Origin of the sequence: Streptomyces sp. NBC_00019 (genome assembly GCF_045041015.1) — a bacterium.
GTDB lineage: Bacteria > Actinomycetota > Actinomycetes > Streptomycetales > Streptomycetaceae > Streptomyces.
The window spans coordinates 8,642,864-8,667,212 of the sequence record NZ_CP108302.1 but is presented as its reverse complement, the minus strand read 5'-3'; the positions used below and the strand labels follow the sequence as shown (position 1 = coordinate 8,667,212).

At 70.0% G+C, this 24,349-nt stretch carries 19 protein-coding genes; 14 read left to right on the top strand and 5 right to left on the bottom strand.

The features are described 5' to 3' along the window. Positions 1-119 precede the first annotated feature (119 nt). Positions 120-2,222, top strand: coding sequence for an MMPL family transporter (locus OHU89_RS40080; protein WP_405649948.1), 2,103 nt, complete (start codon positions 120-122; stop codon positions 2,220-2,222). Between the two features lie 58 nt (positions 2,223-2,280). On the opposite strand, the gene OHU89_RS40075 is transcribed toward OHU89_RS40080, so the two are convergent. After that, positions 2,281-2,463, bottom strand: a complete 183-nt coding sequence (locus OHU89_RS40075) for a hypothetical protein (RefSeq protein WP_405649946.1) — start codon at positions 2,461-2,463, stop codon at positions 2,281-2,283. A 352-nt stretch (positions 2,464-2,815) separates the two neighbouring features. Here OHU89_RS40075 and OHU89_RS40070 point away from each other — a divergent pair, with 352 nt between their 5' ends. Continuing rightward, positions 2,816-4,201, top strand: coding sequence for a glycoside hydrolase family 16 protein (locus OHU89_RS40070; RefSeq protein ID WP_405649944.1), 1,386 nt, complete (start codon positions 2,816-2,818; stop codon positions 4,199-4,201). A 39-nt stretch (positions 4,202-4,240) separates the two neighbouring features. On the opposite strand, the gene OHU89_RS40065 is transcribed toward OHU89_RS40070, so the two are convergent. Beyond that, on the bottom strand, positions 4,241-5,146 hold the full coding sequence (locus OHU89_RS40065; RefSeq protein WP_405649942.1) for a helix-turn-helix domain-containing protein: 906 nt from the start codon (positions 5,144-5,146) through the stop codon (positions 4,241-4,243). Between the two features lie 145 nt (positions 5,147-5,291). Here OHU89_RS40065 and tkt point away from each other — a divergent pair, with 145 nt between their 5' ends. The 8 genes from tkt to OHU89_RS40025 all read left to right on the top strand — a co-directional run bounded on the left by tkt (position 5,292) and on the right by OHU89_RS40025 (position 15,660). Continuing rightward, positions 5,292-7,367, top strand: a complete 2,076-nt coding sequence (gene tkt / locus OHU89_RS40060) for a transketolase (RefSeq protein WP_405649940.1) — start codon at positions 5,292-5,294, stop codon at positions 7,365-7,367. Between the two features lie 19 nt (positions 7,368-7,386). Then, positions 7,387-8,532 carry a transaldolase gene (gene tal / locus OHU89_RS40055; protein ID WP_405649938.1) on the top strand — a complete coding sequence of 382 codons (1,146 nt, stop codon included), beginning with the start codon at positions 7,387-7,389 and terminating at the stop codon, positions 8,530-8,532. Next, entirely contained in the window at positions 8,529-10,106 is a 1,578-nt protein-coding gene (zwf, locus tag OHU89_RS40050) for a glucose-6-phosphate dehydrogenase (protein ID WP_405649936.1), read from the top strand. The genes tal and zwf overlap by 4 nt, the downstream gene beginning before the upstream one ends. Beyond that, positions 10,103-11,029, top strand: coding sequence for a glucose-6-phosphate dehydrogenase assembly protein OpcA (opcA, locus tag OHU89_RS40045; protein ID WP_405649934.1), 927 nt, complete (start codon positions 10,103-10,105; stop codon positions 11,027-11,029). The genes zwf and opcA overlap by 4 nt, the downstream gene beginning before the upstream one ends. Continuing rightward, positions 11,029-12,675, top strand: a complete 1,647-nt coding sequence (gene pgi, locus OHU89_RS40040; RefSeq protein ID WP_405649932.1) for a glucose-6-phosphate isomerase — start codon at positions 11,029-11,031, stop codon at positions 12,673-12,675. The genes opcA and pgi overlap by 1 nt, the downstream gene beginning before the upstream one ends. 10 nt (positions 12,676-12,685) lie before the next feature. Then, positions 12,686-13,561 (top strand): phosphogluconate dehydrogenase (NAD(+)-dependent, decarboxylating), encoded by an 876-nt coding sequence (gene gnd / locus OHU89_RS40035; protein ID WP_267016426.1) that lies wholly within the window; start codon positions 12,686-12,688, stop codon positions 13,559-13,561. A gap of 7 nt (positions 13,562-13,568) precedes the next feature. Continuing rightward, complete coding sequence (locus OHU89_RS40030) at positions 13,569-14,156, top strand: histidine phosphatase family protein (protein WP_405649930.1); 588 nt, start codon at positions 13,569-13,571, stop codon at positions 14,154-14,156. A gap of 73 nt (positions 14,157-14,229) precedes the next feature. Beyond that, positions 14,230-15,660: a membrane-associated oxidoreductase gene (locus OHU89_RS40025; RefSeq protein WP_405649928.1), complete on the top strand. Its 1,431-nt coding sequence runs from the start codon at positions 14,230-14,232 to the stop codon at positions 15,658-15,660. Here the strand turns inward: OHU89_RS40025 and OHU89_RS40020 are convergent. Together OHU89_RS40020 and OHU89_RS40015 are read right to left on the bottom strand one after the other, a co-directional pair. Continuing rightward, complete coding sequence (locus OHU89_RS40020; RefSeq protein ID WP_405649926.1) at positions 15,647-17,440, bottom strand: bifunctional sugar phosphate isomerase/epimerase/4-hydroxyphenylpyruvate dioxygenase family protein; 1,794 nt, start codon at positions 17,438-17,440, stop codon at positions 15,647-15,649. The two genes, OHU89_RS40025 and OHU89_RS40020, sit on opposite strands and share 14 nt — an antisense overlap. A 120-nt stretch (positions 17,441-17,560) precedes the next feature. After that, on the bottom strand, positions 17,561-18,439 hold the full coding sequence (locus OHU89_RS40015; protein WP_405649924.1) for a shikimate dehydrogenase: 879 nt from the start codon (positions 18,437-18,439) through the stop codon (positions 17,561-17,563). A gap of 146 nt (positions 18,440-18,585) precedes the next feature. Between OHU89_RS40015 and OHU89_RS40010 the strand changes: the two genes are divergently transcribed. Both OHU89_RS40010 and OHU89_RS40005 read left to right on the top strand, forming a co-directional pair. Next, on the top strand, positions 18,586-19,251 hold the full coding sequence (locus OHU89_RS40010) for a TetR/AcrR family transcriptional regulator (protein WP_267014393.1): 666 nt from the start codon (positions 18,586-18,588) through the stop codon (positions 19,249-19,251). 200 nt (positions 19,252-19,451) lie between these two features. Beyond that, entirely contained in the window at positions 19,452-20,792 is a 1,341-nt protein-coding gene (locus OHU89_RS40005) for an MFS transporter (RefSeq protein WP_405649922.1), read from the top strand. Positions 20,793-20,861: 69 nt separating this feature from the next. Here OHU89_RS40005 and OHU89_RS40000 read toward each other — a convergent pair whose 3' ends face one another. Further along, positions 20,862-21,203, bottom strand: coding sequence for a VOC family protein (locus OHU89_RS40000; RefSeq protein WP_405649920.1), 342 nt, complete (start codon positions 21,201-21,203; stop codon positions 20,862-20,864). Between the two features lie 110 nt (positions 21,204-21,313). Here OHU89_RS40000 and OHU89_RS39995 point away from each other — a divergent pair, with 110 nt between their 5' ends. Next, positions 21,314-21,721, top strand: a complete 408-nt coding sequence (locus OHU89_RS39995) for a VOC family protein (RefSeq protein ID WP_405649918.1) — start codon at positions 21,314-21,316, stop codon at positions 21,719-21,721. A gap of 99 nt (positions 21,722-21,820) precedes the next feature. Continuing rightward, positions 21,821-24,208, top strand: coding sequence for an ATP-binding cassette domain-containing protein (locus OHU89_RS39990; protein ID WP_405649916.1), 2,388 nt, complete (start codon positions 21,821-21,823; stop codon positions 24,206-24,208). Positions 24,209-24,349: the final 141 nt, after the last annotated feature.

Below are 24,349 nucleotides of genomic sequence, written 5' to 3'. Positions count from 1 at the left end.
GGGGGGGTCGTCTCCCCCGCGCGACGGAGCCCCGGAAACCGCTCCCTCCGGCGATCCGGCACCACCCCCTCCCGCACGAGTCTGGGGGCATGTCAACCGATGCCCCGCCGGGAGGGACCGTGCTCTCCACACTCGCCCGGACGGCCACGCGCCGTCCGCTCACCGTCATCGCGCTCTGGGTGCTCTTCCTGCTGCTCGGCTTCGGGCTCGGGACGGGCGTCTTCGGGCGCCTGTCGGACAACGTGCCCGAGGTCCCCGGCACCGAGTCGGAGACGGCCGCGCAGTATCTCGACCGGGTCGACCCCGCCGGTGAGTCGATCACGGCCGTCGTCGAGGGAACCGCCGTCTCCGACCCGGGACTTCGCGCCCAGGTCGAGCGGGCCGTCGCCGAGGTCCGGGAGGTCGCCGGGGTCGCCGCCGTGCCGGATCCGTACGAGACACCCGGTCTGCTCGCCGAGGACGGGCGGGCGCTCATCATCCCCGTCGCCCTGGAGGGCGGCCTGGACGACGACGCCGAGGAACGGACGGTGAACGACGCGGCCGACCGCATCAAGGAGATCGACGCGCCCGAGGTCCACGTCAGCGGCGGCCCGTTGCTCGGTCTGCAGATCGGCGAGAAGGCCCAGGAGGACGTGAAGAACGCCGAGCTGATCTCGCTTCCTGTCGTACTCGCCCTGCTCCTCGTGGTGTTCGGCGGGCTGCGCTCGGCCGCGCTGCCCCTGGTGATCGCGGTGAGCGGCATCGCGGGCGCGTTCCTCGCCCTGTTCCTGTTCAGCGAGGTCACGGACATCTCCGTGTACGCGATCCAGGTCACCACCATGCTGGGCCTCGGACTCGCCGTGGACTACGCCCTGTTGATGCTGGTCCGCTTCCGGGAGGAGCGCAGGAACACCGATGACGTGGCCGAGGCCGTGCACCGCACGGTCGCCGCGGCCGGGCGGACGGTGCTGTTCTCCGGACTCACCGTGGCGGTCAGTCTGACCGGGCTGCTGGTCTTCCCCAGCGTGTTCCTGCGCAGCATGGGGCTGGCCGTGGCCGCCGTGGTCGTCGTCGACATGCTGGCCGCGCTCACCCTGCTGCCCGCGCTGCTCACCCGCTTCGGCGGGAAGATCCCGCCGGCGAAGGTGCGTCCGGAGGGCGAGGAGGGCCGCGTCTTCGCCCGTCTGGCCCGCTTCTCCGCCCGCAACCGGATCGCCGTCCTCGCGGTGGTCGTCCCGGCCCTGCTGGTGCTCGCCCTGCCGGTCGCCGGCATGCGGATCAACCTCGGGGACGCCCAGCAGCTGCCGTCGAGCACCGAGGCACGACAGCTGTACGACACCGTCGACACCCACTTCCCGCCCGGGACCGGGGTGTCAGCGGTGACGGTCGTCATGAAGCCGGGCACGGACCGGTCGACCGTCGACCGCATACAGTCGCTCAGCCCCCGCGCCGAGTCCCGCGACGTGCCGGGCGGCATCACCGTCGTGGAACTGCCGCCGCCCGGCAGCGTGGACGGCGACGGGGCCACCGACCTGGTGGAGCGGGTACGGGACATCCGGGGCGACGACCCGGTCGAGGTGACCGGACCCGCGGCGCGGCTCGTCGACTTCCGCGCGATGCTCGCCGACCGGGCCCCCTGGGCGGCCATCACCGTCCTGGCCGGCATCTTCCTCCTTCTGTTCGCGTTCACCGGCTCGGTGCTGATCCCGCTGCGCACGATCGCCACGACCCTGCTCAGCCTGGGTGCCGCGCTCGGCGTGGTGGTGTGGGTCTTCCAGGACGGTCACCTGGCCGGGCTGCTGGGCGCGGAGGGACTCGGTGCGCTGAGCCTGACCGCACCGCCGCTGATCATCGCGATCGCCTTCGGCCTCGCCATGGACTACGAACTGTTCATCCTGGCCAGGATGCGCGAGGCCCGGCGGCGCACCGGCGACGACCAGGAGGCCGTGGTCACCGGACTGCGCCGCTCGGGACGGGTCGTCACCTGTGCCGCGCTCCTGCTCGCCGTGGTCTTCGGGGCCTTCATGACGGGCGGCTTCTCCCCCATCCTCCAGATCGGACTCGGCCTCACCCTCGCGGTGCTGATCGACGCCACCGTCGTCCGCATGCTGCTCGTCCCGGCGACGATGGCGCTGCTCGGGCGGCGGGCGTGGTGGGCGCCGAAGCCGCTGCGGCGGGTGCACGACCGATTCGGGCTCAGCGAGCAGGAGGCCCCCGAACCGCAGGTGACGACGAACGTCTGACAGCAGTCGGCGCACAGGGGACCTGGCCCGAGGGCCGGGTCCCCCGCCCATGGGGCGGTTACAGTGCCCGCCATGGGCAACGGGGGGGGACCTCCCGGGTCGGCATGTAGTCCGTCAACTGGGAGACCTCCAGGTGCCCGTGGCTGCGCTCCACGTCCGCGCAGTGCGGGTGCTGGTGCTGGTGCTTCCACAGCCACCACACCTCGTCGTCCCACTCCGGGTAGGGGCCGCCGTACTGCACCGCCTGGTAGCCCAGCCCCCGACGGGTGGGAAGGTCGACCCCGCTGAACTCGGCCAGGTCGCAGGAGACCAGTCGTCCCAGCCCCTTGAGGAGGGACGGTGGCGGGAACTCGTCGGATTCGTCGTGCCACCCGACGGTACGCCCGTCCGTGCCCCGGCGAGGCGACCTCTCGGCACATTCGCGGCTTCATGGGGTGAACTCCCCCGCCCTCGAAGGACTTTCACGGTTACACCTCTTGACGGCCGGAGTGGCCGAGAGCACATTGGGCCCACTTTGAGAGCGCTCTCAGACAGTCCTGGGCGTGCTGTCGAATCACCCGCGCACCCCCCTCCGTACCCGAGAGGCACACCCCATGAGTGCACCCTCCGGAACATCCAGACGCCGACGCGCCCTGATCGCCGTACTCTCCACGTTCGGTCTGGCGGCCGCCCTCGCCACGGCCGCGACCCTGCCCGCGAACGCCAACGCGCCTACGCCCCCCACGGGTTGGACACAGGTCTTCGTCGACGACTTCAACGGCACCGCGGGCACCGGCGTCAACACCTCCAACTGGCAGTACGCGACCGGCACCGGCTACCCGGGCGGCCCCGCCAACTGGGGCACCGGCGAGGTCGAGACGATGACGAACAGCACGTCCAACGTCTCGCTCGACGGCAACGGCAACCTCCGCATCACCCCGATCCGCAACTCGGCCGGCAACTGGACGTCCGGCCGCATCGAGACCAACCGCACCGACTTCCAGCCCCCGTCCGGCGGGAAACTGCGCGTCGAGGCACGCATCCAGATGCCCAACGTCACCGGCACGGCGGCCGAGGGCTACTGGCCGGCGTTCTGGATGCTGGGCGCGCCCTACCGGGGCAACTACCAGAACTGGCCGAGCGTCGGCGAGCTGGACATCATGGAGAACGTCCAGGGCATGAACCGCGTGTGGGCCACGATGCACTGCGGCACCAACCCCGGCGGTCCGTGCAACGAGACGACGGGCATCGGCAACAGCACCGCCTGTCCGGGCTCGACCTGCCAGTCGGCGTTCCACACCTACACCATGGAATGGGACCGCTCGGTCACCCCGGAGACCATCCGCTTCTCCGTGGACGGCACCCAGTTCCACTCCGTCAACGCGAGCCAGGTGGACGCGACGACCTGGTCCAACGCCACCAACCACGGCTTCTTCATCATCCTCAACGTGGCGATGGGCGGCGCCTTCCCGGACGCGTTCGGAGGCGGTCTGGACAGCGGCACCCAGTCCGGCGTACCGATGACCGTCGACTACGTGCAGGTGCTGTCGGCCGCCGGGAGCGGTACCACGCCGCCGCCCACGGGCTCGCGTGACGCCTACTCGGCCATCCAGGCCGAGTCGTACAACAGCCAGAGCGGTGTGAGCACCGAGACCACCACCGACAGCGGCGGCGGCCAGAACATCGGCTACCTCGCCAACGGCGACTGGGCGCTCTACCAGAACGTCAACTTCGGCTCCACGGCTGCCACTCAGTTCGTCGCCCGGGTCGCCAGCGGTGCGGCCTCGGGCGTGAGCGGGCTGATCGAAGTCCGTCTGGACAGCCGGAGCAACGCGCCGGTCGGGAGCTTCTCCCTGGCCGGCACGGGCGGTTGGCAGACCTGGCGGACCGTGCCGGCGAACATCGGCTCGGTGACCGGCACGCACGACGTGTATCTGACCTTCACGAGCGGGCAGTCGGCGGACTTCGCGAACCTGAACTGGTTCAACTTCGGGCACTGACGCGTCACTTGGGTGAGGGGCGCCGCGGGTCGGGGCCCCTCATCGCAGTTCCGCCCGGAATCCCACCGGCGTCTGCCCCGCGTGCAGCTGGAAGAACTTCGAGAAGTTCGCCGCGTCCGGGAACCCCACCGCCGCGCCCACCCGCCCGATCGGCATGTCGGTGTGCGCGAGAAGCCGTTTCGCCTCCAGGACGACCCGCTTGTCGATGAACCCCTTGGGCGTCTCCCCGGTCGCGGCGCGCACCGCGCGGACCAGGGTGCGGCGGGAGTAGCCGAGGGTGTCGGCGTACGCGCTGACACTGTGGTTCGTCGCGAAGTCCTTCTCCACCGCGTCCCGGAACAGCGTGAACGTCGTGTCCGACTGCCCCCGTGCCGCCTCCTGCGAACTCGCCGCCAGATGGGCCAGGCGGAGCAGGAAGGCCGTCAGGGAGTGGCGGAGCACGGCCGTATGCAGGCTCAGGGGGAGGGTCGCCGTGTCCTTGTACTCGCGCCGCAGCTGCGCCAGCGCCGCCCCCAGCCCCGCCAGTTGCGCCGTGTCGGGGTGCAGCAACGGCGGCAGGTCGTAGCGGTAGAGCCCGGTCGCCTCCACCGTCGCCCGGGGCAGAAAGCCCGGTTGCATGGTGAGGACCGTTCCGCGGTACCCGCTGGCCTTGGAGAAGCGGTGGACCTGGCCCGGGCGGATCCAGAGCACGTCGCCGGCGTACGCCTCGTACTCGGCGAAGTCGATCATGTGGCGGACGGGGCCCTTGTCGAAGAGCATCACGACATGGAAGTCGATCCGGTGGACGCGGTGCAGCGGGGCGTCCGCGTGCCAGGTGCGGTGCGGACCCATCGGGCCGACCTGCATGCCGACGCCGCCGACGCTGAGCTCGATGGGAAAGGGGAACGTTCGGATCCCGTTCACACCGCCGTCGCCGTCTCCGCCTTGGATGGTTCTGTCCGCCATGTCCTACTCGTGCCGCCTCGCTCGAGCCGTCCGTGTCCCACTTTCACCACAGGCTGACACACCTCGACCTTCCCCCGTAAAAGTCAGACTTTTAGATTTGAACGCGTCAGAGCAGCTCCCCGCTCCAACCGAGGACTTCTTGAAGATGAGCACGCAGACACCGGACAGCTTCGAATGGACCGAACTCGACCGGCGTGCCGTCGACACCGCCCGCCTGCTGGCGGCCGACGCCGTGCAGAAGGTCGGGAACGGACACCCGGGCACCGCGATGAGCCTGGCCCCGGCCGCGTACACGATCTTTCAGAAGGTGATGCGTCACGACCCGGCGGACCCGGAGTGGACCGGCCGTGACCGGTTCGTCCTGTCGCCCGGCCACACCTCGCTCACCCTCTACACCCAGCTCTACCTCGCCGGGTACGAGGTCGAGCTCGACGACCTGAAGGCGTTCCGGACCCAGGGTTCCAAGACGCCCGGCCACCCCGAGTACGGGCACACCGCCGGCGTCGAGACCACCACCGGACCGCTCGGACAGGGCGCCGCCAACGCCGTGGGCATGGCCATGGCCGCCCGCTACGAGCGCGGCCTGTTCGACCCCGAGGCACCGCAGGGCGAGTCCCCCTTCGACCACACCATCTGGGCGATCGTCTCCGACGGCGACCTGGAGGAGGGCGTCTCCGCCGAGGCCTCCTCCCTCGCGGGCCACCAGAAGCTCGGCAACCTGGTCTTCCTCTACGACGACAACCACATCTCCATCGAGGGCGACACCGCGACCGCCTTCTCCGAGGACGTCCTGAAGCGGTACGAGGCCTACGGCTGGCACACCCAGCGCATCGAGCCCGCCGCCGACGGCGACATCGACGTACCCGCCCTCCACGCGGCGCTCAAGGCCGCCCAGGGCGAGACCGAGCGGCCCTCCATCATCGCGATGCGCACGATCATCGCCTGGCCCGCCCCGAACGCGCAGAACACCGAGGCCTCGCACGGCTCCGCCCTCGGCGACGACGAGATCGCGGCGACCAAGCGCGTCCTCGGCTTCGACCCGTCGCGCGCCTTCGAGGTCGGCGACGAGGTCCTCGCCCACAGCCGCCGGGCCCTGGACCGGGGTGCCGAGGCGCACGCGGCCTGGGACAAGCAGCTCGACGAGTGGCGCGGCGCCCAGCCCGAGCGGGCCGAGCTCTTCGACCGCGTGGTCGCCGGCCAGCTCCCCGAGGGCTGGGAGTCCTCGATCCCGGTCTTCGAAGAGGGCAAGGCCGTCGCCACCCGCGCCGCCTCCGGCAAGATCCTCCAGTCCCTCGGTGCGGTCCTGCCCGAACTGTGGGGCGGCTCCGCCGACCTGGCCGGCTCGAACAACACCACCATCGACAAGACCTCCTCCTTCCTCCCCGAGGGCAACCCGCTGCCCGAGGCGAACCCGTACGGCCGAACGGTCCACTTCGGCATCCGCGAGTTCTCGATGGCCGCCGAGATGAACGGCATCGCGCTGCACGGCAACACGCGGATCTACGGCGGCACCTTCCTGGTGTTCTCCGACTACATGCGCAACGCCGTCCGGATGTCCGCGCTGATGCAGCTGCCCGTCACGTACGTGTGGACGCACGACTCCATCGGTCTCGGCGAGGACGGCCCCACCCACCAGCCGGTTGAGCACCTCGCGTCGCTGCGGGCCATCCCGGGCCTGAACATCGTCCGCCCGGCGGACGCCAACGAGACGGCCGTGGCCTGGGCCGAGATCCTGAAGAGGCACGCCACGAACCCGGCCCCGCACGGCCTCGCGCTCACGCGTCAGGGCGTGCCGACGTTCCCCGTGAACCCCGACGCGGCGAAGGGCGGGTATGTGCTGAAGGACTCCTCGTCCAAGGCCGTGGACGTCGTGCTGATCGCCACCGGCTCCGAGGTGCAGCTCGCCGTGGCCGCCCGGGAGCTGCTGGAGGCCGAGGGGCTCGGCACACGCGTGGTGTCGATGCCGTCCGTGGAGTGGTTCGAGGAGCAGCCCCGCGAGTACCGCGAGAGCGTGCTGCCCCCGGCCGTGAAGGCGCGTGTCGCGGTCGAGGCCGGGATCGGACTGACCTGGTACCGGTACGTCGGCGACGCCGGACGCATCGTCTCCCTCGAGCACTTCGGCGCCTCCGCCGACGCCAAGACCCTCTTCGCCGAGTTCGGCTTCACCGCCGAGAACGTCGCCGCAGCAGCCAAGGAATCCGTGGCCGCCGCGCGCGGTTGATCCGATCGCCAGAAAGAAGATGATCACTGTGACCGAAGCAACCGCGACCGCGGGAGCACTCAAGCGCCTGTCCGACGAGGGCGTCTCCATCTGGCTGGACGACCTGTCGCGGCGGCGGATCGAGTCCGGGAACCTCGCCGGACTCGTCGAGAACAAGAACGTCGTGGGCGTCACCACCAACCCGTCCATCTTCCAGGCCGCCATCGGCTCCGGTGAGGGGTACGAGGAGCAGCTGACCGACCTCGCGCTGCGCGGCGTCACGGTCGAGGAGGCCGTACGGATGATGACGACGGCCGATGTGCGGTCCGCCGCCGATATCCTGAATTCTGTATACACGGCGTCGAACGGTCGCGACGGCCGGGTCTCCATCGAGGTCGACCCCCGCCTCGCCCACAACACGCCGGCGACCATCGCCGAGGCCAAGCAGCTCGCCTGGCTCGTCGACCGCCCCAACGCCATGATCAAGATCCCGGCGACGAAGGCCGGCCTCCCGGCGATCACCGAGGTCATCGGCCTCGGCATCAGCGTCAACGTCACGCTGATCTTCTCGCTGGAGCGCTACCGCGAGGTCATGGACGCCTACCTGGCCGGTCTGGAGAAGGCCGCCGCGAACGGCATCGACCTCTCCACCATCCACTCCGTCGCCTCCTTCTTCGTCTCCCGCGTCGACTCCGAGATCGACAAGCGGCTCACCGTGCTGGGCACGGACGAGGCCCTCGCCCTCAAGGGGAAGGCCGCGCTCGCCAACGCACGGCTCGCCTACGAGGCGTACGAGGAGGTCTTCGGCGGTGAGCGCTTCACCGCCCTCGCCGGCGCCAAGGCCAACAAGCAGCGCCCGCTGTGGGCCTCGACCGGGGTGAAGGACCCGGCGTACAAGGACACCCTGTACGTCGACGACCTGGTCGCGCCCGGCACCGTCAACACGATGCCGGAGGCGACGCTGAACGCCACCGCCGACCACGGCGACATCACCGGCGACACCGTCACCGGCGGCTACGCCCAGGCACGCGCCGACCTGGCCGCCGTGGAGGCTCTCGGGATCTCGTACGACGAGGTCGTGCAGCAGCTGGAGGACGAGGGCGTCGCCAAGTTCGAGGTGGCCTGGAACGACCTGCTGGCCACCGTCACCAAGTCGCTGGACAGCAAGGGGGTGGACGCGGAATGAGCGAGACTCCTGCCGACGAGATCATCGAGGCCGTCGCGACCCACGAGGCCTTCGACTGGGAGAACCCCCTTCGCGACGCCCGCGACCGGCGGCTGCCCCGCATCGCCGGTCCGTCCGGGCTCGTCATCTTCGGTGTCACCGGTGACCTGTCCCGCAAGAAGCTGATGCCGGCCGTGTACGACCTGGCCAACCGCGGCATGCTGCCGCCGGGCTTCTCGCTCGTCGGGTTCGCCCGGCGGGACTGGGAGGACCAGGACTTCGCGCAGGTCGTGCACGACTCGGTGCGCGAGCACGCGCGGACGGAGTTCCGCGAGGAGGTCTGGCATCAGCTCGCCGAGGGCATGCGGTTCATCCCCGGCGACTTCGACGACGACACCGCCTTCAAGCAACTGCGGTCCGCAGTCGACGAGTTGGACGCCTCCCGGGGCACCAGCGGCAACTACGCCTTCTATCTCTCCGTACCGCCGAAGTTCTTCCCGAAGGTCGTCCGGCAGCTGAAGAAGCACGGCCTTGCCAAGGCCCCGGAGGGCTCCTGGCGGCGCGCGGTGATCGAGAAGCCGTTCGGCAGCGACCTGGCCAGCGCGCGGGATCTCAACGCGCTGGTGCACGACGTGTTCGACCCGGAGCAGGTGTTCCGGATCGACCACTACCTGGGCAAGGAGACCGTCCAGAACATCCTGGCGCTCCGCTTCGCCAACCAGATGTACGAGCCCATCTGGAACCGGTCGTACGTGGACCACGTACAGATCACGATGGCCGAGGACATCGGCATCGGCGGCCGCGCCGGCTACTACGACGGCATCGGCGCCGCCCGTGACGTCATCCAGAACCACCTCCTCCAGCTCATGGCCCTCACCGCCATGGAGGAGCCGATCGCCTTCGACGCCGAGTCGCTGCTCACGGAGAAGCTCAAGGTGCTGAAGTCGGTACGGCTGCCGGAGAAGATCGGCGAGCACACCGTGCTGGCGCAGTACGCGGAGGGCTGGCAGGGCGGTGCGAAGGTGCCCGGGTACCTCCAGGAGGAGGGCATCGACCCGCAGTCGAAGACCGACACGTACGCGGCCATCAAGCTGGAGGTCGACAACCGGCGCTGGGCGGGCATCCCGTTCTATCTGCGCACCGGCAAGCGCCTGGGCCGCCGGGTCACCGAGATCGCGGTCGTCTTCAAGCGCGCCCCGCACTCCCCCTTCGACTCCACGGCCACCGAGGAGCTCGGGCAGAACGCCATCGTCATCCGCGTCCAGCCGGACGAGGGCATGACGGTGCGGTTCGGCTCCAAGGTGCCGGGCACCTCGATGGAGATCCGGGACGTCTCGATGGACTTCGCCTACGGCGAGTCGTTCACCGAGTCCAGCCCGGAGGCGTACGAGCGACTCATCCTGGATGTCCTCCTGGGCGACGCCAATCTGTTCCCCCGTCACCAGGAAGTGGAAGAGTCCTGGAAGATCCTCGACCCGATCGAGGCGTACTGGGCACGGCACGGCAAGCCCGCGCAGTACGCGTCGGGCAGCTGGGGTCCGAAGGAAGCCGACGAGATGCTCGCACGAGACGGACGGAGCTGGCGCAGGCCATGAAGATCGACCTGACCGACACCACGGCAAGCAAGATCAACAAGGCGCTGGTGCAGGGGCGGCGCGCCATCGGCACCCCTGCCGTGGGCATGGTCCTGACGATGGTCATCGTCACGGACGAGGAGAACGCCTACGACTCGATCAAGGCGGCCGAGGAGGCCTCGCACGAGCACCCCTCGCGCACCCTGGTCGTCATCAAGCGGCACGCCCGCACCCCGCGCGACCGGCAGTCGTCCAAGCTGGACGCCGAGGTCAGGGTGGGCGCCGACGCGGGCACCGGTGAGACGGTCGTGCTGCGGACGTACGGCGAGGTCTCCGACCACGCCGACTCCGTCGTGCTGCCGCTGCTGCTGCCGGACGCGCCGGTCGTGGTGTGGTGGCCGGTGGAGGCCCCGGAGAACCCGGCGAAGGACCCGCTGGGCGCCCTGGCGCAGCGCCGGATCACCGACCTGTACGCCGTGGAGAACCCCCTCGACGTGCTGAAGGCCCGGGTCCGCTCCTACGCGCCCGGCGACACCGACCTCGCCTGGACCCGGCTCACGCCGTGGCGCTCGATGCTGGCCGCCGCCCTCGACCAGGCCCGCGCGAAGATCACCTCGGCGGCCGTGGAGGCCGAGGAGGAGAACCCGGCCGCCGAGCTGCTGGCCCGCTGGCTGGAGGCCCGCCTCGGCGTCGGTGTCGACCGCGTGGTCACCGACGGTCCGGTCGTCACGGCCGTCCGGCTGGGCACCGCGAACGGCGAGATCGTCATCGACCGCCCCGAGGGCCCGCTGGCCACGCTGTCGCTGCCCGGCCAGCCCTCGCGCACCCTCGCGCTGAAGGTCCGCACCACCTCCGAGCTCATCGCCGAGGAGCTGCGGCGCCTCGACGCGGACGAGATGTACGCCGTCGCCCTGCGGGGCGAGGCCACCAAGGAGAACGGCTGATGTCCGACACCCCGAACCTCACCCGGCGACCCGAGTGGACCGCCCTGGAGGACCACCGCGCCGAGGGGCTCGCGCAGCTGCGGGAGTTGTTCGCGACGGATCCGGGGCGCGCGGAGCGGTACGTGGTACGCGTCGGCGATCTGCGGATCGACTACTCCAAGCACCTGATCACGGACGAGACGCTGGCCCTGCTCCAGGAACTGGCCACCGCCACCGGCGTGTTCGGCCTGCGTGACGCCATGTTCCGCGGCGAGAAGATCAACCTCACCGAGGACCGGGCCGTCCTGCACACCGCGCTGCGTGCCCCGGCCGACGCGGTCGTCGAGGCCGACGGCGAGAACGTCGTGCCGCAGGTGCACGCCGTGCTGGACAAGATGGGCGGCTTCGCGAACCGGGTCCGCTCCGGTGAGTGGACCGGCCACACGGGCCGTCGTATCCGCAATGTCGTCAACATCGGCATCGGCGGCTCCGACCTGGGTCCGGCGATGGCGTACGAGGCGCTGCGCGCGTTCACGGACCGCTCGCTCACCCTCCGGTTCGTCTCCAACGTCGACGGCTCCGACCTCCACGAGGCCGTGTACGACCTGGACCCGGCGGAGACGCTGTTCATCGTCGCGTCGAAGACGTTCACCACGATCGAGACGATCACCAACGCCACCTCGGCCCGCTCCTGGCTGCTGAACGGCCTCGGCGGTGAAGAGAAGGCGGTCGCCAGGCACTTCGTGGCGCTGTCGACGAACGGCGGCAAGGTCACCGAGTTCGGTATCGACCCGGACAACATGTTCGAGTTCTGGGACTGGGTCGGCGGCCGCTACTCGTACGACTCGGCGATCGGCCTCTCACTGATGATCGCCATCGGCCCGGACCGCTTCCGGGAGATGCTCGACGGCTTCCGCATCGTCGACGAGCACTTCCGCAGCGCCCCAGCCGAGGCCAACGCCCCGTTGCTCCTTGGCCTGTTGGGCGTCTGGTACGGCAACTTCCTGGGCGCCCAGTCGCACGCGGTACTGCCGTACAGCCACTACCTGTCGAAGTTCACTGCGTATCTCCAGCAGCTCGACATGGAGTCCAACGGCAAGTCGGTGCAGCGCGACGGCCGGCCCGTCGACTGGCAGACGGGGCCGGTGGTGTGGGGCACGCCCGGCACCAACGGGCAGCACGCGTACTACCAGTTGATCCACCAGGGCACCAAGCTGATCCCGGCGGACTTCATCGGCTTCGCCAGGCCCGTGGCCGAGCTGAGCGACGAACTCAAGGCGCAGCACGACCTGTTGATGGCCAACCTGTTCGCGCAGGGGCAGGCGCTGGCGTTCGGCAAGACGCCGGACGAGGTGCGCGCGGAGGGTGTCCCCGAGGAACTGGTCACCCACAAGACGTTCAAGGGCAACCACCCCACCACGACGATCCTGGCGAAGGAACTGACCCCGTCGGTCCTCGGTCAGCTGATCGCGCTGTACGAGCACAAGGTGTTCGTCCAGGGCGCCGTCTGGAACATCGACTCCTTCGACCAGTGGGGTGTCGAGCTGGGCAAGGTGCTCGCCAGGCGGGTCGAGCCCGCCCTCACCGAAGGCGCCGAGGTACCCGGCCTCGACGCATCAACCGCCGCCCTCGTGGCCGCATACCGTGAACTGAAGGAAGTGCGCTGACATGACGTCGATGCAGCTCGGCCTCATCGGCCTCGGCAAGATGGGCGGCAACATGCGCGAGCGGGTCCGCCGCGCAGGTCACACCGTCATCGGCTACGACCGCAACCCCGAGGTCTCCGACGTGGCGAGCCTCGCCGAACTCGTCGAGAAGCTCGAAGGCCCCCGCGTGGTCTGGGTGATGGTGCCGGCCGGCGCCCCGACCCAGTCCGTCGTCGACGAGCTCGGCGACCTCCTCTCCCCCGGCGACACGGTCGTCGACGGCGGCAACTCCCGCTGGACGGACGACGAGAAGCACGCCGAGGAGCTGGCGGCCAAGGGCATCGGCTTCGTCGACGCCGGTGTCTCGGGTGGCGTGTGGGGTCTGACGAACGGCTACGCCCTCATGGTCGGCGGCGACGCCGAGCACGTCGCCAAGGTGCAGCCGGTCTTCGACGCGCTCAAGCCCGAGGGCGACTTCGGGTTCGTCCACGCGGGCAAGGTGGGCGCGGGGCACTTCGCGAAGATGGTCCACAACGGCATCGAGTACGCGATGATGCAGGCCTACGCCGAGGGCTGGGAGCTCCTGGAGAAGGTCGACTCCGTCACGGACGTGCGCGAGGTCTTCCGCTCCTGGCAGGAGGGCACGGTCATCCGTTCCTGGCTGCTCGACCTGGCCGTGAACGCCCTGGGCGAGGACGAGCACCTGGACAAGCTGCGCGGCTACGCGGAGGACTCCGGCGAAGGCCGGTGGACCGTCGAGGCGGCCATCGACAACGCCGTACCGCTGCCCGCGATCACGGCCTCCCTGTTCGCACGGTTCGCGTCCCGTCAGGACGACTCGCCGCAGATGAAGATGATCGCGGCGCTGCGCAACCAGTTCGGCGGCCACGCCGTCGAGTCGAAGTAGGCGCACGGTGGGGGATCTCCTGCTGGTCCGCCACGGGGAGACGGAGTGGAGCTTGTCGGGCCAGCACACGAGCTGGACGGACCTGCCCCTCACCGCACACGGTGAGGAACAGGCCAAGTCCCTCTCTCCGCTCCTCTCCGGACGGACCTTCGCCCTCGCGCTCAGCAGTCCGCTGGATCGCGCGATACGCACCGCGGAACTCGCGGGACTGTCAGGGGTGTTGCCCTATGACGACCTCCACGAGTGGGACTACGGCGGCTACGAAGGCGTCACCACCGTCGACATCCACCGGACCCGGCCCGACTGGTACCTGTGGACCGACGGCGTGCCGCCCGGGCCCGAGGGACACCCCGGCGAGTCGCCCGCCGAGGTCGGGGCACGCGCCGACCGGGTGCTCGCCCGGGTGGACGCGGCGCTCCCGGACGGGGACGTGGTCCTCGTGGCACACGCCCACTTCCTGCGGGTGCTGACGGCTCGTCGGTTGGGTCTGGAAGCGGCGGCCGGCCGCCTGTTCCAGCTCGCGACGGCCACCCTCAGCCGGCTGTCCACGGAACACGGTCGAGCGGTCGTCGCCGAGTGGAACACCCGACCGTAGCGACCTGCCGACGGCCCGGGCCATCTGGTGGCCCGGGCCGTCGTCGTCGAGGGAGCGACTAGAGTCCCGCCCTGTGGAGATCAACGATCTGACACCGGCCGAGCGGCAGGTGTGGGAGGCGTTTGCGACGGGGACGGCAGTGGATCTGCGCGACACCCCCGAAGGGACCGTCCGTGCCACCGTGTTGCGGGCACTCATGCTCAACGGGCCTCAGTCGGAAGGGGAGATACCCGGGCTGAAGGTGGCCGGGGCTCGCATCACGGGCGTACTCGATGTGCGCTATGGGACGGTCGAGACGTATGTGCGACTGAGCCGGTGCCACTTCGAGGAGATGCCACAGCTCTATGGCTGCCGTTTCCGGCAACTCAACCTCAGTGGCTCCGAGCTGCCTGGTCTCGCGGCCTCGTCTGTGCGAGTGGAGGGCGGCGCGCTGAGGCTGACAGAGTGCCGGTTCCGGGGGCCTGTGAACCTCGCCGGATCCCAGATCTCCGGGGCGCTGTTCATGGACCGGGCCGAGTTCCGGGCGCCGGACGACAGCGAGGATCCCGCGCTGCGGCTCAACCACTCCTCTATCGGGGAGGATCTGGTGGCGACCGGGATACGCGTCCGTGGCCGGCTGGTGTTCAACAGCGCCTCCGTCGCCGCGTCGGTCAACTTCAACGATGCCCGGCTGGAGAATCCCCGCGGCACGGCGATCGACGCCCAGGCACTCTCCGCGAACACGGTGCACGCCCGGAACCTCACCGCGCTCGGCCGCGTCGAAATGCGCGGTGTGCACATCGCCGGCCAGCTCAACCTCACCCGCGCCCGACTGTCGAACCCCCGAGGCACCGCCCTGCGCGCGAGCAGCGCTGTGATCGGCGAGCTGTGGCTACGGGACGCCGAACCCGTCGAGGGCGCGGTCAACCTGCGGCGCGCACAGCTCGAACTCCTGCACGCGGCACCGCAGATCCTGCCCTCCGAAGTCCGGCTCGACGGCCTGACCTACACCACCCTCGCCCCGCACGTCACAGCCGAGCAGCGCCTGTCCGTCCTCGATCGAGACGCCGACGGCTATGTCCCCCACGCCTACGAACAGCTGACCGCCGCCTACCTCCGCATCGGCGACGACTACGCCGCCCGCCAGGTCCAACTCGCCAAACAGCGCCGCCTGCGCGCCACCCGCGCGTGGTACGGGCGTCTCTGGGGCTACCTCCAGGACGTCACCGTCGGCTACGGCTTCCGCCCCCTGCGCGCCTGCGCCTGGCTGGTCTCCCTGCTCGCCGTCGGTTCCCTCGTGTACGCCCTCCACGAGCCGCCCCCGCTGAAGGCCTCCGAACACCCGGACTTCGACCCGGTGTTCTTCACCCTGGACCTGCTCCTGCCGGTGATCTCGTTCGGGCAGGAGGGTGCGTTCGCCCCGGAGGGCGGGTACCAGGCACTCTCCTACGCCCTCGTGATCACCGGCTGGATCCTGGCCACGACGGTGGTGACCGGTGTGACCCGGGCGGTCAGCCGCCAGTGACGCCGTGCTGGGCGGCCAGTCGCACGGGGGCGTTCTGGGCGCCGTAGCCGCGGTAGCCGTCGCGCTGGACGAGTTCGAAGAAGACCCGGCCGACCGTGTGGGTGTAGCAGTGACGGAACTCGCCGTACGCGTCCCGGTCGTAGAGGATGCCGAGCTCGCGGTACGTCTCCAGCTCACCGTCGGCGAACTCGAAGCGGGCGGCGAGGTCGTCGTAGTAGTTCGCGGGGATCGGCAGGACGCGGCCGCCCGCGTCCCGGAAGCGACGTACCGCCGTGACCACGTCGTCCGTGGCGAACGCGATGTGCTGGGCGTGCACCGTGTCGTCCGTGGGTGCCGCGCCGACGCTCAGCGCGATCCGGACGCTGCCGTCCGGGTTCGTCACCACCCGGCTGCGCATCAGCCCGTACGGGTCGGCGACGTCCACGCTCTCCTGTGCGTGCAGCCCGAGCACACTGCGGTGGAACAGTGCCGCCTCGTCGAACTGGTGCCAGGGCTGGACGAGGGCCAGATGGTCGATGCGCCGCACGCCCGTCGCCCCCGCTTCGTGCGCGACGTCCTCGAAGTCGGCCCGCCAGTTGGGCAGTTCGGGACGGCCGGTCGCGCAGAAGAAGAGTTCCGTGCCGTCGGGCGCCGCGACGACGTCCAGCGGGGCGTCCTCGACGGCGCGGCGCCGCGGCAGCACCGGGGCCAGCAGGGCCTCCGCGCGGCGGGCCGCGCCCGCCGGGTCCGGTGACTCCAGGCCGATCGCGGCGAGGCCCGTGCCGTCGCGGCGGCCGGCCGGGCCGGTGTTCAGGAGCAGCCGGGCCTCGCCCTGCTGCCACAGGTCCACCGGCTTGGTGCGGTGGCGCGCGGTGCGGGCGAAGCCCAGTGCGCCGAGCACCGCGGAGACCGGCTCGGCGTCGGGGGTGACCAGTTCGGCGAAGGCGACGCCGGTGGGGACGACGGCCGCGGGCGGGGTCGTCACGCCGACCGTCTCCTGGAGGAGCAGGAGCGAGCGGTGCGCGTCCACGGCCGTCCGACCGGCGTCGGCCTGGCGGTAGACGTCGTTGAAGACTTCGAGAGAGAGCGGACCGTCGTAGCCGGTATGCAATACACGGCGTACAAGATCCGCCACATCGAATCCACCCTGCCCGGGGAAGCAGCGGTAGTGGCGGCTCCACTGGAGGACGTCCATCGCCAGCAGCGGGGCATCGGCGAGCTGGAGGAAGAAGATCTTCTCGCCGGGGATGTCCGCGATGGCTTCGAGGCTCTTGGGTTCAGACTCCCGGGAGAGGATGTGGAAGCTGTCCAGGCAGGTGCCGAGCGCGGGATGGTCGGCGGCGCGGACGATCTGCCAGGCGTGGTCGTACGTGCTCACGTGCCGGCCCCAGGCCAGTGCCTCGTAGGCGACCTTGATCCCGAACTCCTGGGCCAGGTCGGCCAGTCGGCCCAGCTGTTCGGCGGCGAGGGCGTCGTCGTCCACGGCGAGGGGGTGGACGCTGGAGCAGACGAGGACCGTGTCGGTGCCGAGCCGGCCCATCAGCTCGAACTTGTGCCGGGCCCGGCGCAGATTGCCGGCGAACTGCTCCTCGGGGACCGCCTCCATGTCCCGCATCGGCTGATAGAGGTCGATGCCGAGACCGAGGTCGGCGCAGCGGGTGCGGATCTCCTCGGGGGTGAGGGGGCTGGCGAGGAGGTCGTTCTCGAAGATCTCCACGCCGTCGAAGCCGGCCCGGGCGGCGGCCGTGAGCTTCTCGGTGAGGGATCCGCTGAGGGAGACGGTGGCGATGGACGTACGCATGGGGCAAGCTCCTTCGACCTGCGGTCCGACGGTGCCCCGTCGGGGGCGCGGGGCTGTGTACATGTGCGGCTCCGCCGCGGGGCGCGACCAGCCGTCGGCGGCCCGCAGCATGGATACGGCCTAGCCCGCCGAGCTCTCGACGGCTCCGGCCATCTCCGCGATGTCGGCCAGCATGCGAGCACTGTCGGGCTCCAGCCCGGTGAAGAGGCGGAAGGCGTCCACGGCCTGGAACACGGCCATTCCGCCCCCGTCCAGAGTGGCGCAGCCCATCGCGCGGGCGGTGCGCAGGAGTTCCGTCTCGAGGGGGCGGTAGACGACCTCGGCGACCCACAGGCCGGGGTGCAGGAGTTCGGCGGCGAAGGGGAGGCCGGGGTGGGCGGCCATGCCGGTGGGGGTGGCATGAACGATTCCGTCGGCGCTCGCGAGCAGGTCCGGGAGCCGGTCCGGGGTCGCGTGGGCGGCCCGGCCGTCGCCGAAGTGGCGGTTCAGGGAGGCGGCGAGGTCGGCGGCCCGGTCGGCCAGCGCGTCCACGACCGTGACCCGCTCCGCGCCGAGGGTGAGCGTGGCGTGCGCGACGGCCGCTCCCGCGCCGCCCGCGCCCAGCTGCACGACCTTCTCCAGCGGTACGTCGGGCAGACCACGGGCGAAGGAGGCGGCGAAGCCGGTCACGTCGGTGTTGTGGCCGATGGCCCGGCCGTCCTCGAAGACGACGGTGTTGACCGCGCCGAGCGCCTCGGCCTGCGGGGAGAGCGCGTCGAGGTGCTCGATGACGAGCTGCTTGCAGGGGTGGGTGATGTTGAGCCCGTCGAAGCCCGTGTCCCGGGCGGACCGCAGCAGATCGCCGACCGCCTCCGGACCGACGCCGAGGACGTCGATGTCGATGAGCCGGTACAGATAGCGCAGACCCTGGCGGTCGGCCTCCCGCTCGTGCAGGGCCGGGCTGAGCGAGGGGCCGATGCCCGCGCCGATCAGTCCGACGAGATACGAGTCCTTGGCCACGGCGGACCTCCTGAGCGGCTCACTAATGTACGAACTAGTGAGTTAGTCATAGCACCCGGAAACCGCACTTGGGAAGCCCTGACCCGTTCCGCGGGGCGAGTGGGCTTCTAGAATCGCGGCACTGGCCGCACACCCGAAGGAACCCGATGACCAGCGTCGAAGAACCGGCACGACCCAACGGGCGCATCCGTGACGCCGCGCGCACCAAGGCCGAGATCCTCGACGTGGCGACCCACGAGTTCGCCCGGGTCGGCTTCGCGGGGGCGCGGGTCGACGACATCGCCGCCCGCACCAGCACCACGAAGCGGATGATCTACTACTACTTCGGCGGCAAGGAGCAGCTGTTCACGGCCGTCCTGGAGCGGGCGTACGGCGTGATCCGGGAGGCCGAGCAGGAGCTGGACGTCGAGCATCTGGACCCGGTCGCGGCCATCCGCAAGCTCGCCGAGGTCACCTTCGACCACCACGAGCAGCACCCCGACTTCATCCGTCTGGTCAGCATCGAGAACATCCACGAGGCCGAGCACATCGCCGCCTCCGAGAAGCTCGGCAAGATCGGCTCGCCCGCCCTGGACGTGATCCGCCGGATCCTGGAGTCGGGCCAGAAGTCCGGCCTGTTCACGGCCGACGTGGACGCCGTCGACCTGCACGCGATGATCAGCTCCTTCTGTTTCTTCCGGGTCGCCAACCGGCACACCTTCGGCGCCCTGTTCGGCCGCGACCTCATCGACCCCGCACAGCGCGAGCACTACCGGAACATGCTGGGCGACATGGTGATCGCCTACCTGACGGCGGAGCGCATCGCCGGCTGAAGATCCTTTGGCAGGGCCTCTTGACACGCGGGAAACGCGGGCGCAACATCCCTACCCAAGCGCTACTAACTACCTAGTGGGTTAATTAACCACAGCCCCCGAGGATCTCAGCGCGGCCGACCCAGCACCCCAGGGCTCAGGCACCTTCTCCCCCGCCGCTCACTCCGCATACGTTGGAGTTCCCTCGAAGGAGCACGCTCGTGTCCGTCCCCGCCGAAGCCGTCGGGCAGCCGAAAAAGGCGGCCACTGCCGCTTGGATCGGCAGCGCGCTGGAGTACTACGACTTCTTCATCTACGGCAGCGCGGCCGCGCTGATCTTCCCGGAGATCTTCTTCGACAAGTCCGACCCGGCCACCGCCACCCTGCTGTCGCTGGCCACCTTCGGTGTGGCCTACGCCGCCCGGCCGATCGGCGCGCTCTTCCTGGGTCACTTCGGTGACAAGGTCGGCCGCAAGAAGATCATGGTCTTCACGCTGATCCTGATGGGTCTGTCGACGTTCCTCATCGGCTGTCTGCCCACCCGCGACCAGGTCGGCACGCTCGCACCGGTCCTGCTGGTGCTGTGCCGTGTCCTGCAGGGCATCTCCGCCGCCGGCGAGCAGGCGAGCGCCAACTCCATGACGCTCGAACACGCACCGCCGAACCGGCGCGGCTTCTTCACCAGCTTCACCCTCAGCGGCACCCAGGGCGGCCAGCTCCTCGCCACGCTGGCCTTCATCCCGATCGCCGCGCTCCCCGAGGACCAGCTGCTGTCCTGGGGCTGGCGGATCCCGTTCTTCCTGAGCATCGCGGTCGCCGTCGTCGGCTACGTCATCCGGCGCAAGCTGGAGGAGACCCCGGCCTTCGAGCAGCAGACCGCCTCCGAGGGCGTCGTGAAGATGCCGCTCGCGTTCCTGGCCCGCAACCACTGGGCGGACGTCCTGCGGGTCGTCGCGGGTGCGCTGATCGCCTCGGTCTCGACGATCTTCACGGTCTGGGCGCTGGCGTACGCCACCAGCGACTCGGTCGGGATGAGCCGCTCCTCGATGCTGTGGGTGGGCGCGCTGGCCAACCTGGTCGCCCTCGGCGCGATCCCGGTGTGGGCCACGCTCTCGGACCGTATCGGCCGCCGCCCGGTCTTCCTGATCGGCGCCGCGGGCAGCGCGGTCATGATGTTCGTGTACCTCTGGGCGATCTCCACGGGCAACTACCCGCTGACCCTGGTGCTGGGCATCGTCACCTTCGGTGTCGTCTACAGCGCCGCGAACGGGGTGTGGCCCTCCTTCTACGGCGAGATGTTCTCGACCCGCGTCCGGCTGTCGGGCATGGCGATCGGTACCCAGATCGGCTTCGCCGTGGCCGGGTTCGCGGTCACCTTCGCGGCGCAGATCGCGGGCCCCGACGGCAGCGACTGGTCGGCGGTCGCGTTCTTCACCGCCGCGCTGTGCGTCCCGCCGGTCATCGCCGTCCTCACGGCCCGCGAGACCCACAGCATCCCGACGGAGCAGCTCGGCGAGCGCACGCCGAAGCCGGCGGCGGAGCGGGAGACCGTGACCGCCTGATCTCCGACTCGCAGGACTCCCGGGTCCCCGGACGCCGTAACGGCTCCGGGGACTCGGGCTTTCGCGCGCCTAGGCGCGCGGATGACGCGGCTCGTACAGGCCGACCTCGGCGCCGCCCGGAAGCCGGAAGCCGGTCACCCGTCCCCAGGAGGCGTCCTGGAGCGGGCGGGTGAAGCCGACGCCCTTGTTCCCGAGCTCGGCGGTCGTGGCCTCGATGTCGTCGCACATCAGCATCAGCTCGTACGCAGCCGCACCCTCCGTGGGATGACAGGCGACCTCCGTCGGAGGTGCCTTGAAGATCAGCCAGCCGTGCCCGGCGTCGACGTGGGACCAGCCCAGCACCTCGCGCAGGAAGTCACGGTCCGCCTCGGCGTCACGGCTGTGAATCACCACATGTGCCCCATGGATCACGCGCGGAGGCTGGTGAGGCGCGGCCCGGGAGGCAAGCACCGCCGCCCCCGCCACGGCCCCGTCAGTTTTCGAGAAGCGCCCGCCCCGGGACCGCGCCTAGCGTGAAGCGCATGGACCTCACCCTTCACGCGAGCTTCCTCCCGCAGGACGACCCGGACGCCGCGCTGGCCTTCTACCGCGATCTCCTCGGTTTCGAGGTGCGCGGCGATGTCGGCAAGGGCTCGATGCGCTGGATCACGGTCGGTCCCGTCGGTCAGCCCGACACGTCGGTCGTGCTGCATCCGCCGGGCGTCGACGCCGACCTCACCGAGGACGAGCGCCGTACGGTCTTCGAGATGATGGCCAAGGGCACGTACGGGGGCATCGTGCTGGCCACCGCCGACCTCGACGCCGTGTTCGACCGGCTTCAGGCGAGCGCCGATGTGGTCCAGGAGCCGATCAAGCAGCCGTGGGGCGTGCGTGACTGTGCCTTCCGTGACCCCGCGGGCAATCTGATCCGTGTCCAGGAACGGAACTGAGCGGGCTCGAAACGACGCGGAACGCTTTGTTCCCCCAGGGAAATCAGACCTAATGCTCGGAGCCGGTGAGATCGAGCCGAACGATGGAGAACAGTCAGCATGGCCACCAAGAGGACGACCCCCCAGCCGCCCGCGTCGCACCCCGCCGACAGCCACGATCTGATCCGCGTGCACGGCGCGCGCGAGAACAATCTCAAGGACGTCAGCATCGAGATCCCCAAACGCAGGCTGACGGTGTTCACCGGTGTCTCCGGGTCGGGCAAGAGCTCGCTCGTGTTCGACACGATCGCCGCGGAGTCGCAGCGGCTGATCAACGAGACGTACAGCGCCTTCGTGCAGGGCTTCATGCCGACGCTGGCGCGGCCCGAGGTCGACGTACTGGACGGACTGACCACGGCGATCATCGTCGACCAGGAGCGGATGGGTGCCAACGCCCGCTCGACCGTCGGCACCGTGACCGACGTCAACGCGATGCTGCGCATCCTCTTCAGCCGCCTCGGCACACCGCACATCGGCCCGCCCAACGCGTACTCGTTCAACGTGCCCTCGGTGTCGGCGAGCGGTGCGATCACCGTGGAGCGCGGTGGCAAGACCAAGGCCGAGAAGGCCACCTTCCACCGCCTCGGCGGCATGTGTCCGCGCTGCGAGGGCATGGGCTCGGTCAGTGACTTCGACCTGACGGCGCTGTACGACGACAGCCTCTCGCTCAACGAGGGCGCGCTGACGATCCCCGGCTACAGCATGGACGGCTGGTACGGCCGTATCTACCGGGGTTGCGGCTTCTTCGACCCGGACAAGCCGATCCGCAGGTTCAACAAGCGGGAGATGCACGACCTGCTCCACAAAGAGCCGACCAAGATCAAGGTCGAGGGCATCAACCTGACGTACGAGGGACTGGTCCCGAAGATCCAGAAGTCCTTCCTCTCCAAGGACGTCGACGCCCTCCAGCCGCACATCCGTGCCTTCGTGGAGCGGGCGGTGACGTTCCAGACCTGTCCCGAGTGCGACGGCACCCGGCTCAGCGCGGAGGCCCGGGCCTCGAAGATCAAGCGGAAGAACATCGCCGACGTCTGCGCGATGCAGATCGACGATCTGGCCGACTGGGTCCGTGACCTGAAGGAGCCGTCGGTGGCGCCGCTGCTGGCCGCGCTGGGGCACTCGCTGGACTCGTTCGTCGAGATCGGGCTCGGCTACCTCAGCCTGGACCGCCCCTCGGGCACCCTCTCCGGCGGTGAGGCGCAGCGCACCAAGATGATCCGCCACCTCGGGTCCTCGCTCACCGATGTGACGTACGTCTTCGACGAGCCGACGATCGGGCTGCACCCGCACGACATCCGCCGGATGAACGAACTGCTGCTGCAGCTGCGCGACAAGGGCAACACCGTGCTGGTCGTGGAGCACAAGCCGGAGGCGATCGAGATCGCCGACCATGTCGTGGACCTCGGCCCGCGCGCCGGCACCGCGGGTGGCGAGGTGGTCTTCGAGGGCACCGTCGAGGGGCTGCGGTCCAGCGACACGCTCACCGGACGGCACCTGGACGACCGGGCCTCGCTCAAGCCCACGGTGCGCAAGCCGTCGGGGGCACTGGAGGTACGCGGCGCCGGTACGAACAACCTCCAGGACGTCGACGTCGACATCCCGCTGGGCGCGCTGGTCGTCGTCACCGGGGTCGCCGGTTCCGGCAAGAGCTCGCTGATCCATGGCTCGGTGTCCGGGCAGGACGGCGTGATCACGGTCGACCAGACGGGGATCCGCGGTTCGCGGCGCAGCAACCCGGCGACGTACACCGGGCTGTTGGAGCCGATCCGCAAGGCGTTCGCCAAGGCCAACGGCGTGAAGCCGGCCCTGTTCAGCGCCAACTCCGAGGGCGCCTGCCCGACGTGCAACGGCGCGGGCGTCATCTACACCGACCTGGCGATGATGGCGGGGGTGGCCTCCACGTGCGAGGAGTGCGAGGGGAAGCGGTTCCAGGCGGCGGTCCTCGAGTACCACCTCGGAGGCCGTGACATCAGCGAGGTGCTCGCGATGCCGGTGTCCGAGGCGGAGGAGTTCTTCGGCGCGGGCGAGGCGCGTACGCCGGCCGCGCACAAGATCCTGGAGCGGCTCGCGGACGTCGGGCTGGGCTATCTCACCCTCGGGCAGCCGCTGACCACACTGTCGGGCGGTGAGCGGCAGCGGCTGAAGCTGGCCACCCACATGGGCGAGAAGGGCGGGGTCTACATCCTCGACGAGCCGACGACCGGACTCCATCTCGCGGACGTGGAGCAGCTGTTGGGCCTGCTGGACCGGCTGGTGGACTCCGGGAAGTCGGTCATCGTCATCGAGCACCACCAGGCGGTCATGGCGCACGCCGACTGGATCATCGACCTCGGCCCCGGCGCCGGCCACGACGGCGGCCGGATCGTCTTCGAGGGCACCCCGACGGAGCTGATCGCGGACGGCTCCACGCTCACGGGCCGGCACCTGGCGGAGTACGTCGGGGCCTGAGCGGGCGCAGGAGTGGGGACCGGCCCGCTTGGAGCCGGGCCGGTCCTCGACGAGTCGCGCCGGCTCATCCGCCGGCCGGGGTGGTCCCGAGCCGAGTCGGGACCGCCTTCGATTCGGTCCCGTCCGGCTACGAGTCGGGGC

Coding starts and splice junctions, on each gene's coding strand:
- OHU89_RS39995 (WP_405649918.1), top strand. CDS start 21,314: ATGGACCTCACCCTTCACGCGAGCTTCCTCCCGCAGGACGACCCGGAC.
- opcA (WP_405649934.1), top strand. CDS start 10,103: ATGAAGATCGACCTGACCGACACCACGGCAAGCAAGATCAACAAGGCG.
- tal (WP_405649938.1), top strand. CDS start 7,387: ATGATCACTGTGACCGAAGCAACCGCGACCGCGGGAGCACTCAAGCGC.
- OHU89_RS39990 (WP_405649916.1), top strand. CDS start 21,821: ATGGCCACCAAGAGGACGACCCCCCAGCCGCCCGCGTCGCACCCCGCC.
- OHU89_RS40070 (WP_405649944.1), top strand. CDS start 2,816: ATGAGTGCACCCTCCGGAACATCCAGACGCCGACGCGCCCTGATCGCC.
- gnd (WP_267016426.1), top strand. CDS start 12,686: ATGCAGCTCGGCCTCATCGGCCTCGGCAAGATGGGCGGCAACATGCGC.
- OHU89_RS40020 (WP_405649926.1), bottom strand. CDS start 17,440: ATGCGTACGTCCATCGCCACCGTCTCCCTCAGCGGATCCCTCACCGAG.
- OHU89_RS40010 (WP_267014393.1), top strand. CDS start 18,586: ATGACCAGCGTCGAAGAACCGGCACGACCCAACGGGCGCATCCGTGAC.
- zwf (WP_405649936.1), top strand. CDS start 8,529: ATGAGCGAGACTCCTGCCGACGAGATCATCGAGGCCGTCGCGACCCAC.
- OHU89_RS40065 (WP_405649942.1), bottom strand. CDS start 5,146: ATGGCGGACAGAACCATCCAAGGCGGAGACGGCGACGGCGGTGTGAAC.
- pgi (WP_405649932.1), top strand. CDS start 11,029: ATGTCCGACACCCCGAACCTCACCCGGCGACCCGAGTGGACCGCCCTG.
- tkt (WP_405649940.1), top strand. CDS start 5,292: ATGAGCACGCAGACACCGGACAGCTTCGAATGGACCGAACTCGACCGG.